The following is a 14,715-nucleotide window of genomic DNA, read 5'->3' as shown; positions in this document are numbered from 1 at the left end:
CAGCCGCCGTAGTAGCGCCGGCCGGGCAAACCCTCGGCGTACTTGTTCGTCAGCACGCTGCCCTGGGCCTGCAGCACCGAGCGCGGCACGAAGTTCTCCGAGGCGATCATCTCCAGGGTGTCGCGCTGCCGGCCCAGCTCCTTGCCGAGCAGCTCGGCGATGTCGGGGTCGACCTCGGCGAGCCCAGCGGACATGACAGACGTGGAGGGGCGGGCGTCAGGTGCAGCAGTCACGGGGCCAGTCTATCCAGCGAGGGTTTAGCCAGCCCAGCCGTCGGGGGCGCGTCCGCCCCTGCAACACTTGCACTATGCCGCGGCTTAGCGAGCCGAGCCCCTATGTGGAGTTCGACCGAAAGCAATGGCGCGCGCTTCGCATGTCGACGCCGCTGGCCCTCACCGAAGAGGAATTGGTTGGCCTGCGCGGTATGGGTGAGCAGCTGGACCTGCTCGAAGTGGAAGAGGTCTACCTGCCGCTGGCCCGGCTGATTCACCTTCAGGTCGCCGCGCGCCAGCGGTTGTTTGCCGCCACGGCCGAGTTCCTCGGCGAGCCGCAACAGAACCCGGACCGGCCGGTGCCGTTCGTGATCGGCGTGGCCGGCAGCGTCGCGGTCGGCAAATCGACCACCGCGCGCGTGCTGCAGGCCCTGCTGGCCCGCTGGGATCACCACCCGAGGGTGGACCTGGTGACCACCGACGGCTTCTTGTACCCGAACGCCGAACTCGATCGGCGAAACCTGATGCACCGCAAGGGTTTCCCAGAGAGCTACAACCGCCGGGCGCTGATGCGGTTCGTGACGTCGGTCAAATCCGGCAGCGACTACGCGTGCGCGCCGGTTTACTCGCACCTGAAGTACGACATCATCCCCGGCGCCAAGCACGTCGTGCGCCATCCCGATATCTTGATCCTGGAGGGCCTCAACGTCCTGCAGACCGGTCCGACCCTGATGGTGTCGGACCTGTTCGACTTCTCGCTGTATGTGGACGCCCGCATCGAAGACATCGAGCAGTGGTACGTGTCGCGGTTCCTGTCGCTGCGCGGCACGGCATTCGCCGACCCGGAGTCACACTTCCACCACTACTCGGCCCTGGGCGACACGAAGGCCGTCGCCGCGGCGCGCGAGATCTGGCGGTCCATCAACCGGCCCAACCTGGTCGAGAACATCCTGCCGACCCGGCCCCGGGCCACCCTGGTGCTGCGCAAGGACGCCGACCACTCGATCAACCGGCTCCGGTTGCGCAAGCTCTAAGCGACTACGCCGTCGCGAGACGACGCACGCCCCAGTACTGCAGTCCGGCGAACGCCGCGGTGTACACGCCACCGGCCAGCGTGGCGGCAATGCCCGTCGCGGGCAACGGCAGCGCTTCGGCGGCCACGATGGCGCCCAGAGTGAACACGACGTTGGCCGCGACGACGCCGATTCCGACGCGGCGCAGGTTTGGGGCCGCCGCGAGGAGGAACACCGCCAGGCCGCCGAGCACGAAGAAGGCGCCGAGGCTGTACTCCTGCAGCGAGGTCAGGCCGGTCAGCGACGAAAGCGGGTCGGCCAGAAAAGCGATCACCAAACCGCACAGGCCCGTCAGTGTGGCGTCGGCGCGCATGGCGAAACGCAGCAGCGAGTCGGTCGAGTCGTAGAGGGGGCGGGTTGCCAGACCGGGCGCGCCAGATGCATACATCATGTGATTACTCCTCGCGATGGCGGATTGGGTCGAACTTCAGCGTGCCGCCGGCGCACTGCCATATCGACTCGTGGCACTGCCAACTACTGCCACGGAAACAAAGACCAGCGGGTTCGCCGGGCTATTCCCATTTGCGGGCAAGTATCAGAATTGTTATTCGACAACCGTCAGTCTGGCATTCAACAGCCCCAGCAGTCACAACGGGAACCGTCCCGGATTACTCGCTGGCCACCGACACCCGCCCGCGCAGGTCGGCGGCGATCAGCCGGGCGGCGGCGTTCTGCCAGTTGTGCAGCGAGCGCTGCGGGACCTCGGTGACCAACCAATGCCAGGCCTGGCGAGCGGTGGGATCGAGTCCCGCGGCGGTGGCGTTCTGCGCGTACGCGCGCACGCCGACGACGTAGGGGAAATACAGCGAGTTGTAGTGGCGCCATTGCTCGGTGGTCCCGAAATCGCCGGCGTCGCGCGGCTTGAGCCGCCCGATCGCGTCCGCGAGAACCGCCTTGAGTTCGTTGGCCCGCTCCAGCGGATGGTCGGGCGCCCCCCGGGCGGCGAGTCGCTCGTCGATGACGGGCAGCGCGGTCAGCGGGCTGGCGACCAGCTTGCTCAGGTCGCCGTAATGGCCCAGGGCACGGCGGGTGAGCCTGGCGAACGTGATGTCGTCGACGTGGTCGAGCGGATCCACCGACCGCAACGGCAGCGCCGCGCCGGTGTTCCGCAGCGCCGCCCGATCTTCCCGCAGCGCGGGGGATTTCGAGAACGCCAGCCGATCGAGAACCCCGGCCAGCGGATCCGCCAGCACCTGCACCGCGACCGCGACCGCCAGGCTGGTGAACAGCAGCACGGTGAGCGCGGTCTGCGCGGCGCGGTCGTCGCGAGTCAGCGCCAGGCCGATCAGCGCCTGGCCGCCGAACAACACCGCCACCGCCACCGAGCCGGCAAACGAGCGGAGCATGTCGGCGCGCAACGCCTGACCCTCGTCGAACGCGTCCCACAGCGCCACGGCGAACCCGAGCGACAGAACGTCCAAACTCGTCGACGCCAGCGCCACCCAGCTGGGCACCAGGCCCAGCGGAATGATCAGGATGGCATTGCCCAGCGCGAAGAACAGCGTCGCGACGACGGCGAGCCCGATCGCCGACCGCGGCCGACGCGGCTGCCGCAACGCGACGGCCATCGCCGCGAAGGTGGATACCGAGATCACCGCGAACATCACCCAGTGCCCCGTCCGGAGTGGACCCTCGACGCTGCCGGCCAGCATCGCCCCGAACAGGGTCAGCGCGGCGACGCCGGCAACCAGCAACAACTCGCGCGTGCGCGGCCTCGAGCCGTCGCTGGGCCGGGACAGCTCGACGAGCACCGCGAACCAGGCCACGCCAGGGATGGTCACCAGGTAGATCTCAACGCGGCTGAGCACGTGCGCGTACGCGGGGCTGGCGGTCCGCACCGCGTCGAGCGCGACCACCAGCGCGAAACCGCACAGGCCGATCGCCGCCAACACGAGCACCGGCTTCCGCGGATCGCGAGCGAGCAGGTACAGCCCGAGCCACCCGCTCAGCGTGAAAACCACCGCCGACAGCGCAGCCATGCACCCAGTTTGGCACGGTCTGATGCGTGCCGACCCGCTGCGCCCGGCTCGCGCCGCGCTTGCGATCGGCACGCGCCGGGCTCGCGCCGACCCGCTACTTGCCGTACCTGCGGTGCCGCTGACTGTAGTCACGCAGCGCGCGCAGAAAATCCACCCGGCGGAACGCGGGCCAGTGCGCCTCCGTGAACCACATCTCCGAATACGCGCTCTGCCACAGCAGGAACCCGGACAGGCGTTGCTCCCCCGACGTGCGGATCACCAGGTCGGGATCGGGTTGCCCAGAGGTGTAAAGGTTTTCGGAGATGCCGTCGACGGTGACCGCATCGATGAGCTCCTCGGCGGAGGCACCGTTGGCGAGTTCCTTGCTCAGCAATGCCCGCACCGCGTCGACGATCTCGCGGCGGCCGCCGTAACCGACCGCGACATTGACGTGGAACGTCGCCACGACGGGTGTGGATTCCACCGCGTCGCGCAGCCGCCGGGCCGGTTCCTCGCCGAGCAACTCCAGATCGCCGACGGTGCGCACGCTCCAGCGGTTGGCGGGTGCGCAGATCTCCTCGACGACGTCGGTGATGATTTCGATGAGCCCCGCCAGCTCGTCGGGGTCGCGTTGAAGGTTTTCCGTGGACAGCAGGTAGACCGTCGTCATCTCGATGCCGGCTTCCTGGCACCAGCGCAGCATCTCGGCGATCTTCGCCGCGCCCATGCGGTAGCCGTAGCTGACGTCGGCATAGCCCGCGTCGCGGGCCCATCGCCGGTTGCCGTCGCACAGGACCGCGATGTGACGCGGCAGGTGTGATTTGGAGGAGGCCAGACCCTGCCGCAGCCGCAACTCATAGACGCGATACAGCGGCTCTTTGAGACGCGGCGGGATAATTTCCACGGAGATTCAGCCTACTGTGAGCTGCGCCAAATTCCCCCCTGCTATTCCGGCGATGTCACCCGCGCGCGGAGACCATGCCGTGACCGATGCCGACTACTGTTGATGGAGAGCAGCCACTGGCAATCCCCGACCTTTAAGACGAGGGCACAGGAGACATGAGCAGCCAGACGAGCACGTCTGCCAATCCGGAGCGTTCGGATCGCGAATCCGAGGCCGTCGCCCCCGGCAACACCGTCGAACAGCTTGTCGAAGGTGCGGCCCAGGCGCTGAGCAAGCCCCGCATGCGCGGCTGGATCCACTTCTTCTCCGCGTGGCTGGCGATCATTACCGGCGCCACGCTGGTGTCGGTGTCGTGGGCCGCCTCGTCGCCGCGCGCCGGTCATTCGACGCTGATTTACGCGGCGGCCACGGTGGCGATGTTCGCCGTCAGCGCCACCTATCACCGGGTGCAGTGGACGTCCGATGCCGCCCGGAACCTGATGAAGCGGCTGGACCATTCGATGATCTTCGTGTTCATCGCCGGCAGCTACACGCCCTTCGCGCGCCTGGCCATGCCGCAACAGACCGGCGTGGAGGTGCTGTGGATCGTGTGGGGCGGCGCGGCGGCGGGCATCCTGCTGAAGGTGTTTTGGCCGACGGCACCGCGGTGGCTGGGTGTGCCGCTGTACCTACTGCTGGGCTGGGTTGCCGTGTGGTACTGCCCGACGATTCTGCATAAGGCCGGCGTGGCGGCGATGGTGCTGTTGGCCGTCGGCGGGGTGTTCTACAGCGTCGGCGGCATCTTCTACGGGCTACGGTGGCCCGACCCGTGGCCCAGAACATTCGGGTATCACGAGTTCTTCCACGCCTTCACCGCGATCGCGGCCATCCTGCACTACATCGCCATGTGGTTCGCGGTGTTCTATGTCGGCGACCACGCGTGGCTGATGCACTGAGCGACTACAGCTGCGTGACGTCGGCGGGCGACCAGTACGCCTTCATGTGAGCGACCTTGCCGTCCTCGCCGAACGCCATCACGTCGATCGGCTCGATGACCATCCGGTGCTCCCCGGCGGTGATCGTGAGCCGGAAATGGAAGGCGGCCTCGTTGCCCGCGACCCGCAGCGTCACCAGCTCACATTCGCGCTGCACATCGTTGACCGCCGAATAGAAGCCGTGGATCGCCTGGCGGCCGATGTGCACCTCGCCGCCGACGGGATCCTCGACGGTGGCGTCATCGGCGTAGAGCTCGACCAGCTCGTCGGCGCTGCCCTTGGCGACCAGCTCGATGTAGCGGTTGACCGTGTCGGTGATGTGTTGGGCGCTCGGCATGAAACGTCACGCTACCGTGGCGCGCCGAGCGCCCGCGCGAGGTCTTCGGCGGTGGTCACCGGCAAGTCGCACACCCGGCCGCGGCACACGTACGCGGCGTCGGCACCGGCCACCCGGTCGCGGCCGGCCAGCAGCGCCGACGAGTCCTTTTCGCCGCCCACGACGATGGCCCCGCCCGGTGCCAGCCGGCGCGCATCGGCCAGTAGCGCCGACCGCGAAGGTTCGCAGGCGACCGCGATCTGCAGCGGTCCGCGCACCGCGGCTTCCGCCACGGCCAGCCAGTGGCCCGCCGAGCGTGGCGCGCGCTCCAGCAGCACCGACTGGGTGTTGAGCGAGTCGGCCGCCGCCCGCAGGTACCGCTCCGCGCGGTCGCCGTCGACCAGGTGCGCGGCGGTGAGCAGCGCCTCGGTGATCGACGACGCGCCCGACGGAGTCGCCCCGTCGAGCGGGTCGGCGGGCCGAAGCATCAACCGCTCGGCGTCGTCGGCGGTGTCGAACCAGCGGCCGGGCCGCTGCGGGTCGGCGAAGTGCCGCAGCGCGGTGTCGAGCAGATCCGTTGCCGCCGTCAGCCAGTCGGCGTCGGCGTCCAGCTGGTAAAGAGTGAGCAGGCCGATGGCCAGCATCGCGTGGTCCTCGAGGATGGCGGCGCTGCCGCCGACCACCCCGCCCAGGCTGGCGCGCCGCAGCCGCCCGTCGACGAGGTGCGAGTCCAGCAGTGCACGCGCGCAATCGCTTGCGGCGCCGACCAATTCGGGTGCGTCCAGGGCCACACCCGCCTCGGCCAGCGCGGTGATCGCCAGACCGTTCCAGGACGTGACGACCTTGTCGTCGCGCCCGGGTTGGGCGCGGGTGAGCCGGGCGGCCAGCAGCGCGGCCCGGACCCGTTCGAGCCGTTGCGGGTCGTCGGGATCGGCGGGCAATTGCAGCACCGAGGTCCCGTGTTCGAAGGTGCCGGCCGCGGTGACCGCGAAAACGGTTGCGGCCCAAGGTCCGTCGTCGGTTCCGAGCACCTCGGTGAGCTGCCCGGGTGTCCAGACATAGGTCGAGCCCTCCCGGCCCTCGGCGTCGGCGTCCAGCGACGACGTGAACACGACACCGTCGGCCAGGTCGTCGAGCAGGAAGCGCGCGGTCTGGGCGGTGACCCGGCGCGCCAACGGATCCCCGGTCCGCCTGGCCCAGTGCGCGTAGGCGCGCAGCAACAACGCGTTGTCGTACAGCATCTTTTCGAAATGCGGTATCACCCAAGCATTGTCGACGCTATACCGGGCGAACCCGCCGGCGAGCTGGTCGTAGATGCCGCCGCGGGCCATCGCGTTGCCGGTGTGCGCGACGGCCTCCAGCGCCGCCGCCGAACCGGTGCGCTCGTGGTTGCGCAGTAAGGCCTCGAGAAGTGCCGACGGCGGGAATTTCGGAGCGCCGCCGAAGCCGCCATGCACCGCGTCGCGGTCGCCGAGCACGGCGGCGACCGCGTGATCACACAGCGCCGGCGCTACGTCCGGTCCCCCGCCCGGCAGCCCGCTCGCCATCGCGCGCAGTTCGCCGGCGATCTGGTCCGACGCCTCCTCGACCTCGCCGCGGCGCTGGTGCCAGGTGGCCGACACCGCCGAAAGCAGTTGCAGGAAGCTGTCTTTCGGGTAGTACGTGCCGCAGAAGAAGGGCCGGCCGTCGGGCGTCAGGAAACACGTCATGGGCCAGCCGCCGTGTCCGGTCAGCGCCACGGTGGCGTTCATGTAGACGGCGTCGAGGTCCGGGCGCTCCTCCCGGTCGACCTTGATGCAGACGAATCCGGAGTTCATCGCGGCGGCCACCTCGTCGTCCTCGAACGATTCGTGAGCCATGACGTGACACCAGTGGCACGCGGCATAGCCGATGGAAAGCAGGATGGGCACGTCGCGCTCGGCCGCGGCCGCGAGCGCCTGCGGGGTCCACTGCTGCCAGTGCACTGGGTTGTCGGCGTGCTGCCGCAGATAAGGGCTGGTGGCCAGCCCAAGGGTGTTCGTCGCGGCGGCGTCAGCCGGGCTCATCGCCGGGTCCCGGGGCCCGCTCCGATCCGTTCGCCTGGCCCGGGGGACGGTTGTCTGCCTTGTCGACCCCGTCGGTGCCTTCGTCGGCGGCCTGGTCGGGCTCGGGGTCCTTGGGGTCGAACGAGTCGGGCACCTTCTTGAGTTGCTTGTTCATCGAGCGCAGCAGGAACAGCGTGGCGATCAGCAGCACCACGACGATCAGCAGCCCGATCGGGCTGGCCTTTCCGAAGTCCGGCCCGGTGTGCTTTGGCGCGCCGTCGGCCAACGCACTCGCCGCCCAATAGAAGTGGTTCACCCGTCACTCTCGATTCCGGCGAACAAATCGTCCTCGGGCAGTCGGACGGGCACCCGCGAACGCGCGAGCTCGAACTCCTCCGTCGGCCAGAGCCGCTGTTGCCATTCGATGGGCGCGGCGAAGAAGTCGTGGTCCGGGTCGATTTGGGTGGTGTGCGCCCGCAGTGCGTCGTCGCGTTGGCTGAAATACGCCGAGCACTCGACGCGCGTCGTGACTCGGGACTCGAACGGGTCGTGCGAGGCGTCCCAGTGCTCGAGCCACTTCGCGAACGGGGGTTCATGCCCGTGTTTGATGGCCTCGTCGTGCAGCAGCTGCATCCGGGCCCGCAAGAATCCGTGGATGTAGTAGAGCTTCGATACGACCCATGGCTCGCCCGCGTCCGGAAACCGCCGGTAGTCTCCGGCCGCCTCGAAGGCGCCGACCGAAACCTGGTGGCAGCGAATGTGATCCGGATGCGGGTAGCCACCGTTCTCGTCGTAGGTGGTGATCACGTGCGGCCGGAACTCGCGGACGACGCGCACCAGCGACTCGACCGACTCGTCCAGCGGCACCAGCGCGAAGCATCCTTCGGGGAGCGGGGGCGGTGGGTCGCCCTTGGGCAAGCCGGAGTCGACGAAGCCCAGCCAGGTGTGTTCGACACCGAGGATCTCGGCGGCCTTCGCCATCTCGTCGCGCCGGATCTCGGCAATGTGGCCGTGCACCTCCGGCAGGTCCATCGCCGGGTTGAGGATGTCGCCGCGCTCGCCGCCTGTCAGCGTCACCACCAGCACCCGGTGGCCCTCGTCGGCGTAACGGGCGAGGGTGGCAGCGCCCTTGCTGGACTCGTCGTCGGGATGGGCGTGCACCGCCATCAACCGCAGTTCGCTCACGTGCCCCCTTGTCGGTCTGCTGGTCGCTGGATGCGAACCTATAATTCCAGTTCTTCAGATCGTTGCATGCTGCAGGCCGCTGTCCGGCAGCCGACCACTCCAGGCATACCCAGGCATGACGGAAACTTCCCCTTCGCTTCCGGAGGCCCGCTATGGGCGCGCCGGGCGCCCGCGCGTACCCCGGCGTTGGGTGGTCATCGCGCTGGGCGCGCTGGTGGTCGCGGCCGGCCTGCTGATCGCCGTCGTCGGCTACCACCGGTTGGGCAGCAGTCCCGTGACGGGCACGCTGGGCAGCTATCGGGTCATCGACGACGAGACGGCATCGGTAACGATCAGCGTGACGCGATCGGATCCGTCGCGGCCGGTGGACTGCATCGTGCGGGTCCGGGCCAAGGACGGCAGCGAGACGGGCAGGCGGGAGGTGCTGGTCCCCCCGTCCGATGCGGCCACGGTGCAACTGACCACCACGGTGAAGTCCAGCAAACCCCCGGTGATGGCCGACATCTACGGCTGCGGCACCGACGTGCCCGCCTATTTGCGGCCCGGCGGGACCCCGTAACAACAGCCGAACTGCGAATTTGGGGTCATCAATTGTTTGCGCGGTGGTAACATGGGTGAATGCACGGTTCCTGATGGGACCGTGTATTGCTGCATTAAGGCCGTGAGCAGAACGGATCGGCAGCACACGGGGAGCAGACCCGGATACTCCCGGCGGCGGGGTTAAACAGGCTTACGCGGGTACGCGGAACGACAACATGAGGAGCACGACGAGATGACCGACACTTCGGTGACCTGGCTGACCCAGGAGTCACATGACCGGCTGAAGGCGGAGCTCGATCAGTTGATCGCCAATCGTCCGGTGATCGCCGCGGAAATCAACGATCGCCGTGAAGAAGGGGATCTGCGCGAGAACGGCGGATACCACGCCGCCCGCGAAGAGCAGGGCCAGCAAGAGGCCCGCATCCGCCAGCTGCAGGACCTGCTCAACAACGCCAAGGTCGGCGAGGCGCCCAAGCAGTCCGGCGTCGCACTGCCTGGTTCGGTGGTGAAGGTCTACTACAACGGCGACAAGTCGGACACCGAGACGTTCCTGATCGCCACCCGCCAGGAGGGCGTCAACGACGGCAAGCTCGAGGTGTATTCGCCCAACTCACCGCTGGGCGGCGCCCTCATCGACGCGAAGGTGGGCGAGACCCGCAGCTACGTGGTGCCCAACGGCAACACCGTAGAGGTCACGCTGGTCAGCGCGGAGCCCTACCACTCCTAGCCGGCTAGTCGTGGTGGCGACCCGCATCGCCCGGCTACGCCGCGCTCGCGATCGCCACTAGCCCTGTGGTGGCGACCCGCATCGCCCGGCTACGCCGCGCTCGCGATCGCCACTAGTCCAGCGCCTGGTCGAGGTCGGCCAGCAAGTCGGCGATGTCTTCGATGCCGACCGACAACCGCACCAGGTCGTCGGGCACTTCCAATTGCGAACCGGCCGTCGAGGCGTGCGTCATGGCGCTCGGGTGCTCGATCAATGACTCGACGCCGCCGAGCGACTCGGCCAGGATGAACACTTCGGTGCGGGCGCACAGATCCTGTGCGGCCTGCCGGCCGCCTCGCATGCGGACCGACACCATGCCGCCGAAGCCGTGCATCTGCCGAGCGGCGATCTCATGCCCGGGGTGGCCGGGCAGACCGGGGTAGAACACGGTGCTCACCGCCGGATGGCCGGAGAGGAATTCGGCGACGGCCGAAGCGTTTTCGCTGTGTCGCTGCATCCGCAGCACCAGGGTCTTCAGGCCGCGCATGGCCAGGTAGGCGTCGAACGGGCTGGGCACCGCACCCGCGCCGTTCTGCAGGAAGGCGAAGGCCGCGTCCAGCTCCGCGTCGTTGGTGATCAACGCCCCGCCCACCACGTCGGAGTGCCCACCGATGTACTTCGTGGTCGAATGCAGCACCACGTCGGCACCCAGCTTCAGCGGCTGCTGCAGTGCGGGTGAGGCAAATGTGTTGTCCACCAAGACCTTTAGCGAGGACCGCGCGCCCAGTTCGGCGAGGGCCGCGATGTCGGCGATGGACAGCAGCGGGTTGGTCGGTGTCTCCACCCAGATCAGCCGGGTTTGGGGCGTGACCGCGGCGCGGATGGCGTCCATGTCGGACAGCGCCACCGGCGTGTAGCTGACGTTCCACTGCGTGAACACCTTGTCGATCAGCCGGAAGGTGCCGCCGTAGGCGTCGTTGGGGATGATCACGTGATCGCCGGGCCGCAGCATCGCCCGCAGCGCGCAGTCGGTGGCGGCCATACCCGAGGCGAACGCGCGCCCGTAGCTGCCCTCTTCGACGGCGGCGAGCGAGGCCTCCAGCGCGCTGCGCGTCGGGTTGCCGGTGCGCGCGTATTCGAACCCGCCGCGCAGCACGCCGACTCCGTCTTGGGCGAACGTGCTGCTGGCATAGATCGGGGCGTTGACCGCGCCCGTCGCCGGGTCCGGCCGGTAGCCGGCGTGAATCGCTTTGGTGGCGAGTCCGGTGAAGTGTCCGGTGTGGTCGTCGCTCATCGACGACCAGCCTAGGTGACGACCGAGTCGGCTACCGCGCCCGCACGGCTAGCTCGGCTGTTGCTCGGTCCCGTCGAGCGGCAGACAAACCGTCGTCATGATCTTGTCCGCCAACGTCTGTCGCTTCGAATCCCACAGCGGGAAAAGGAAACCGATGAAGCAGATGATGGCGTCGACGAAGTGCGCGAGGGAACGCACGATGGACATTCCGAAACCGAGGGGCTGGCCGGTGACCTCGCTGACCACCTTGAACTTCATCACCGATTTGCCGACGCTCGACCCGGTGGTGCCCTGGCGGTAGCCGTAGTTCCAAATCAGATAGATCAGTCCGACCAGCGACGCCAACCACTGCGCGGCCAGGCCGATGGTCGAGTTCTGCGTCACGCAGTACTGGTTGACGGCGTACTGCGTGACATCGGTGATGCACGACGTCTGCTGGGTGGCGACCAGGATCCCGGTCCCGATACCGTGCACGACGGCGTACGGGAGGATGTCGATGATGAACGCCACCAGGCGGGTCAGCCACGGCGTGTAGGACTCCGTCGGCAGCGTGCGGATCGCCGGTCCGGGAGGCGGTGGCGCGTACCCACCGGCGGACGGCGGGGGCGGCGGATAGGAGCCGCCGGGCGGCGGCGGAGGCGGCGGATAGGAGCCGCCTGCGGGAGTCGATGGAGGGGGCGGAACGGCCTGCCCACCGGACGACCCGGGCGGCGGCGGAGGTGGTGGATAAGCGTCGCCGGGCGGCGGTTGATCGGTCATGGGCACCCCTTCCACTGCGAACCAGCTGAACCAGGCCGCATTACAGTACCTGAGCGCGCAGCGGCCGGGCGAGACGCGCGTCGCGGCTTGAAGGGGTCGCCGCTAGCGCCGCGCACTTGGTGCGCGGGGGCCGTCCGAGAGGAAACCGAGCAGGTCGTAGCGGGTGATCACCCCGACCGGTTTGCCCTCCTCGACCACCATCAACGCATCCCAGTCGCGCAGCGCCTTGCCGGCCGCGCTGACCAACTCCCCCGCGCCGATCATCGGCAGCGGCGGGCTCATGTGCAGCGAGACGGCGTCGGCCAATTTGGCCCGGCCCTCGAAGACGGCCGAGAGCAGTTCGCGCTCGGAGACGCTGCCGGCCACCTCGCCGGCCATCACCGGCGGCTCCGCGCCTACCACGGGCATCTGGGACACGCCGTACTCGCGCAGGATGCCGATGGCGTCGCGGACGGTTTCGGACGGGTGCGTGTGCACCAGGTCGGGCAGCTCGCCGGACTTGCGGCGCAGCACGTCGCCCACCGAGGCCTGCTCGGTCGAGCCGTCGAGACGGCTGCGCAGGAATCCGTACGAAGACATCCAGGCGTCGTTGAAGATCTTCGCCATGTAGCCGCGCCCGCCGTCGGGCAGCAACACCACGACGAGCGCGTCGGGTCCGGCCTCCTCGGCGACCTTCAGCGCGGCCACCACCGCCATCCCGCACGACCCCCCGACGAGCATCGCCTCCTCGCGGGCCAGCCGCCTGGTCATGTTGAACGAGTCGGAGTCGGACACCGCGATGATCTCGTCGGGCACCGTGCGGTCGTATGCGGCCGGCCAGAAGTCCTCACCGACGCCCTCGACCAGGTAGGGCCGGCCGGTCCCGCCGGAGTACACCGAGCCCTCGGGGTCGGCGCCGATGATGCGAACCTTCCCGCCCGACACCTCTTTTAGGTAGCGGCCCGCACCGGTGATCGTGCCGCCGGTGCCGATGCCGGCGACGAAGTGGGTGACTTTGCCGTCGGTGTCGGCCCAGACCTCGGGGCCGGTGGTGGCGTAGTGGCTGGCCGGACCCTCCGGGTTCGCGTACTGGTCAGGCTTCCAGGCGCCCTCGATCTCCCGGGTCAGCCTGTCGGAGACGCTGTAGTAGCTGTCCGGGTGGTCGGGCGGCACGGCCGTCGGGCAGACGACCACCTCCGCGCCGTAGGCGAGCAGCACGTTGCGCTTGTCCTCGCCGACCTTGTCGGGGCAGACGAACACGCACTTGTACCCGCGTTGCTGTGCCACCAGCGCCAGGCCGACGCCGGTGTTGCCCGAGGTGGGTTCGACGATGGTGCCGCCGGGCTTCAGCAGGCCGCTCGCTTCCGCGGCGTCGATCATCCGCACCGCGATCCGGTCCTTCGAGCTACCCCCGGGGTTGAGGTACTCGACCTTGGCCGCCACAGTGCCGGCGCCGTCGGGAACCACGGAATTCAGGCGAACTAGCGGCGTGCCGCCGATGAGCTCACTGATGTGCTGGGCGATCCGCATGCGTTCATCGTCTCAGGCAGGTTCCGGGGGTGCACGACGGCTTCGGAGTTCGCGCCCGACGGGTTGGGCTAGCCGGTGGCCTCACGGATATAGTCGCCGATCTGGCGCAGCGAGCGAACCGCCTCCGGGACCATCGGAGCGGCCAGCTGGAAGTCGTGAATCTGGCCGGGCCACACCCGCACCTCGGCCGGCACACCGACCGCGGCCAGCCGGCTCGCCGCCAGCCGCGCGTCGTGCAGCAACACCTCGGATCCGGACACGTGGATCAGCGTCCGCGGCAGGCCCGGCTTGATGTGCTCGACCGGCTCGTAGATCTCCTCGGGCCGCCCCCCGACTTTGTGCTTTTCGGCCGCGCTGGCAACCAGCGCGGCCAGCGCGTCGAACGCCCGGGCGGAGAACATCGCGTCGGTGTTGATGTTGGGATGGGCCTGCTTGTATTCCTTCGCCAGCTGCAGCAGCGGCGAGATCAATACCAGCGCGGCCGGCTCCTCGCACTCCTCCTGCAGGCGTTGCGCCAGCGCGAGCGCGAGGTAGCCGCCCGCGGAGTCGCCGGCCAGCACGATCTGATCCGGCTCGTATCCGCGCAGCCGCAGCCACTGGTAGCCGTCGTGGCAGTCGTCGAGCGCCATCCCGATCGAATGCTTGGGCAGGAGACGGTAGTTGACCACCAGGATCGGCGCATCAGCAAACTGTGACAGCGCCTCGACCAGCCGACCGTGCGAGTTCGCCCCGCACGTCAGGAACGCGCCGCCGTGAAAGTAGACGACCACCCGCCGGGTGCCGTCCGCGGGCAGCACGCCGGGGGCGCGCACCAGCTGCGCCGACGCGTTGGGCAAGTTCACCGTCTCGCGGACGGTGGCCGTCACCGGGAGCACCACCCGGGCCGCCAGGTCGATGAGGCCCCAGGGCCAGGGGAAGTTGGGGACGTGGCTGCCGACGGACAGAACCGGCCGGACCGTCACCCGCGACGCCAGGTTGGCCACCCGCGCAGCAACGCTGGGCCCGGACTCCAGGACCTCGACCGGGGTGCCATCGCTCATCGCGTATCGGCGCGCCTCGGCGCGACGCGCCTTGAGAACTTGATAAGGACGAAGGGCAGTCCGGGGGGAGCCGGATACCTGGCCGGGTGCGCTCATGCTCAACACTTCCTACGTCTTTGTAGTGCGATACAGCATGTGACGAGGCAGCTAAGCGTCTGGTTCAGCGGTTTGCCCAAGGCACTCAGCCGACCCCGCCGACTCAGCTTGACAGGCACTTCTTA

The 14,715-nt window shown here is 68.6% G+C and carries 15 protein-coding genes and 1 pseudogene; 4 read left to right on the top strand and 12 right to left on the bottom strand.

What is annotated here, in order from left to right; genetic code table 11:
• Positions 1 to 194 (bottom strand): annotated as a pseudogene (locus A5711_RS21185) (serine hydroxymethyltransferase); the annotation flags it as partial.
• Between the two features lie 113 nt (positions 195 to 307).
• Here A5711_RS21185 and coaA point away from each other — a divergent pair.
• The gene (gene coaA, locus A5711_RS21180; RefSeq protein ID WP_067949977.1) at positions 308 to 1,246 is read left to right on the top strand and encodes a type I pantothenate kinase; all 939 of its coding nucleotides are present in this window, start codon (positions 308 to 310) and stop codon (positions 1,244 to 1,246) included.
• A gap of 4 nt (positions 1,247 to 1,250) precedes the next feature.
• Here coaA and A5711_RS21175 read toward each other — a convergent pair whose 3' ends face one another.
• The 3 genes from A5711_RS21175 to A5711_RS21165 all read right to left on the bottom strand — a co-directional run bounded on the left by A5711_RS21175 (position 1,251) and on the right by A5711_RS21165 (position 4,147).
• Complete coding sequence (locus A5711_RS21175; protein WP_067949975.1) at positions 1,251 to 1,676, bottom strand: hypothetical protein; 426 nt, start codon at positions 1,674 to 1,676, stop codon at positions 1,251 to 1,253.
• A gap of 217 nt (positions 1,677 to 1,893) precedes the next feature.
• A complete protein-coding gene (locus tag A5711_RS21170; protein WP_067949972.1) occupies positions 1,894 to 3,264 on the bottom strand; it encodes a hypothetical protein in 1,371 nt (456 codons plus the stop codon).
• A gap of 94 nt (positions 3,265 to 3,358) precedes the next feature.
• Entirely contained in the window at positions 3,359 to 4,147 is a 789-nt protein-coding gene (locus A5711_RS21165) for a (2Z,6E)-farnesyl diphosphate synthase (protein ID WP_067949970.1), read from the bottom strand.
• Positions 4,148 to 4,302: 155 nt separating this feature from the next.
• Here A5711_RS21165 and A5711_RS21160 point away from each other — a divergent pair, with 155 nt between their 5' ends.
• Positions 4,303 to 5,082, top strand: coding sequence for a hemolysin III family protein (locus A5711_RS21160; protein ID WP_067949968.1), 780 nt, complete (start codon positions 4,303 to 4,305; stop codon positions 5,080 to 5,082).
• A gap of 4 nt (positions 5,083 to 5,086) precedes the next feature.
• Here A5711_RS21160 and A5711_RS21155 read toward each other — a convergent pair whose 3' ends face one another.
• From A5711_RS21155 to mca, 4 genes are read right to left on the bottom strand one after another with little or no spacing between them, the layout of a single operon-like run.
• Positions 5,087 to 5,458: a nuclear transport factor 2 family protein gene (locus A5711_RS21155; RefSeq protein WP_067949966.1), complete on the bottom strand. Its 372-nt coding sequence runs from the start codon at positions 5,456 to 5,458 to the stop codon at positions 5,087 to 5,089.
• An 11-nt stretch (positions 5,459 to 5,469) separates the two neighbouring features.
• The gene (locus A5711_RS21150; RefSeq protein WP_067949964.1) at positions 5,470 to 7,482 is read right to left on the bottom strand and encodes a thioredoxin domain-containing protein; all 2,013 of its coding nucleotides are present in this window, start codon (positions 7,480 to 7,482) and stop codon (positions 5,470 to 5,472) included.
• Complete coding sequence (locus A5711_RS21145; RefSeq protein ID WP_067949963.1) at positions 7,469 to 7,777, bottom strand: hypothetical protein; 309 nt, start codon at positions 7,775 to 7,777, stop codon at positions 7,469 to 7,471. The genes A5711_RS21150 and A5711_RS21145 overlap by 14 nt, the downstream gene beginning before the upstream one ends.
• Positions 7,774 to 8,646, bottom strand: a complete 873-nt coding sequence (mca, locus tag A5711_RS21140) for a mycothiol conjugate amidase Mca (RefSeq protein WP_067949961.1) — start codon at positions 8,644 to 8,646, stop codon at positions 7,774 to 7,776. Before mca ends, A5711_RS21145 begins: the two co-directional genes overlap by 4 nt.
• A 115-nt stretch (positions 8,647 to 8,761) precedes the next feature.
• Between mca and A5711_RS21135 the strand changes: the two genes are divergently transcribed.
• Together A5711_RS21135 and greA are read left to right on the top strand one after the other, a co-directional pair.
• Positions 8,762 to 9,205 (top strand): DUF4307 domain-containing protein, encoded by a 444-nt coding sequence (locus tag A5711_RS21135; RefSeq protein WP_067949958.1) that lies wholly within the window; start codon positions 8,762 to 8,764, stop codon positions 9,203 to 9,205.
• Positions 9,206 to 9,418: 213 nt separating this feature from the next.
• On the top strand, positions 9,419 to 9,913 hold the full coding sequence (greA, locus tag A5711_RS21130; protein ID WP_007168983.1) for a transcription elongation factor GreA: 495 nt from the start codon (positions 9,419 to 9,421) through the stop codon (positions 9,911 to 9,913).
• Between the two features lie 112 nt (positions 9,914 to 10,025).
• Here the strand turns inward: greA and A5711_RS21125 are convergent, their stop codons facing one another.
• The 4 genes from A5711_RS21125 to A5711_RS21110 form a co-directional block, all read right to left on the bottom strand.
• Positions 10,026 to 11,186 carry a cystathionine gamma-synthase gene (locus A5711_RS21125; RefSeq protein ID WP_067949957.1) on the bottom strand — a complete coding sequence of 387 codons (1,161 nt, stop codon included), beginning with the start codon at positions 11,184 to 11,186 and terminating at the stop codon, positions 10,026 to 10,028.
• Positions 11,187 to 11,234: 48 nt separating this feature from the next.
• Positions 11,235 to 11,945 carry an RDD family protein gene (locus A5711_RS21120; protein ID WP_067949954.1) on the bottom strand — a complete coding sequence of 237 codons (711 nt, stop codon included), beginning with the start codon at positions 11,943 to 11,945 and terminating at the stop codon, positions 11,235 to 11,237.
• A gap of 102 nt (positions 11,946 to 12,047) precedes the next feature.
• Positions 12,048 to 13,454 (bottom strand): cystathionine beta-synthase, encoded by a 1,407-nt coding sequence (locus tag A5711_RS21115; RefSeq protein ID WP_067949952.1) that lies wholly within the window; start codon positions 13,452 to 13,454, stop codon positions 12,048 to 12,050.
• Positions 13,455 to 13,522: 68 nt separating this feature from the next.
• Positions 13,523 to 14,590, bottom strand: coding sequence for an alpha/beta hydrolase (locus tag A5711_RS21110; RefSeq protein ID WP_067949950.1), 1,068 nt, complete (start codon positions 14,588 to 14,590; stop codon positions 13,523 to 13,525).
• Between the last annotated feature and the right edge of the window lie 125 nt (positions 14,591 to 14,715).

Origin of the sequence: Mycobacterium sp. E2238, from assembly GCF_001672665.1 — a bacterium.
Lineage (GTDB): Bacteria > Actinomycetota > Actinomycetes > Mycobacteriales > Mycobacteriaceae > Mycobacterium.
This window is presented reverse-complemented; position numbering and strand designations above follow the sequence as displayed.

Coding starts and splice junctions, on each gene's coding strand:
- A5711_RS21125 (WP_067949957.1), bottom strand. CDS start 11,186: ATGAGCGACGACCACACCGGACACTTCACCGGACTCGCCACCAAAGCG.
- A5711_RS21155 (WP_067949966.1), bottom strand. CDS start 5,458: ATGCCGAGCGCCCAACACATCACCGACACGGTCAACCGCTACATCGAG.
- A5711_RS21120 (WP_067949954.1), bottom strand. CDS start 11,945: ATGACCGATCAACCGCCGCCCGGCGACGCTTATCCACCACCTCCGCCG.
- A5711_RS21110 (WP_067949950.1), bottom strand. CDS start 14,590: ATGAGCGCACCCGGCCAGGTATCCGGCTCCCCCCGGACTGCCCTTCGT.
- A5711_RS21175 (WP_067949975.1), bottom strand. CDS start 1,676: ATGATGTATGCATCTGGCGCGCCCGGTCTGGCAACCCGCCCCCTCTAC.
- A5711_RS21170 (WP_067949972.1), bottom strand. CDS start 3,264: ATGGCTGCGCTGTCGGCGGTGGTTTTCACGCTGAGCGGGTGGCTCGGG.
- coaA (WP_067949977.1), top strand. CDS start 308: ATGCCGCGGCTTAGCGAGCCGAGCCCCTATGTGGAGTTCGACCGAAAG.
- greA (WP_007168983.1), top strand. CDS start 9,419: ATGACCGACACTTCGGTGACCTGGCTGACCCAGGAGTCACATGACCGG.
- A5711_RS21115 (WP_067949952.1), bottom strand. CDS start 13,454: ATGCGGATCGCCCAGCACATCAGTGAGCTCATCGGCGGCACGCCGCTA.
- A5711_RS21160 (WP_067949968.1), top strand. CDS start 4,303: ATGAGCAGCCAGACGAGCACGTCTGCCAATCCGGAGCGTTCGGATCGC.
- A5711_RS21150 (WP_067949964.1), bottom strand. CDS start 7,482: ATGAGCCCGGCTGACGCCGCCGCGACGAACACCCTTGGGCTGGCCACC.
- A5711_RS21135 (WP_067949958.1), top strand. CDS start 8,762: ATGACGGAAACTTCCCCTTCGCTTCCGGAGGCCCGCTATGGGCGCGCC.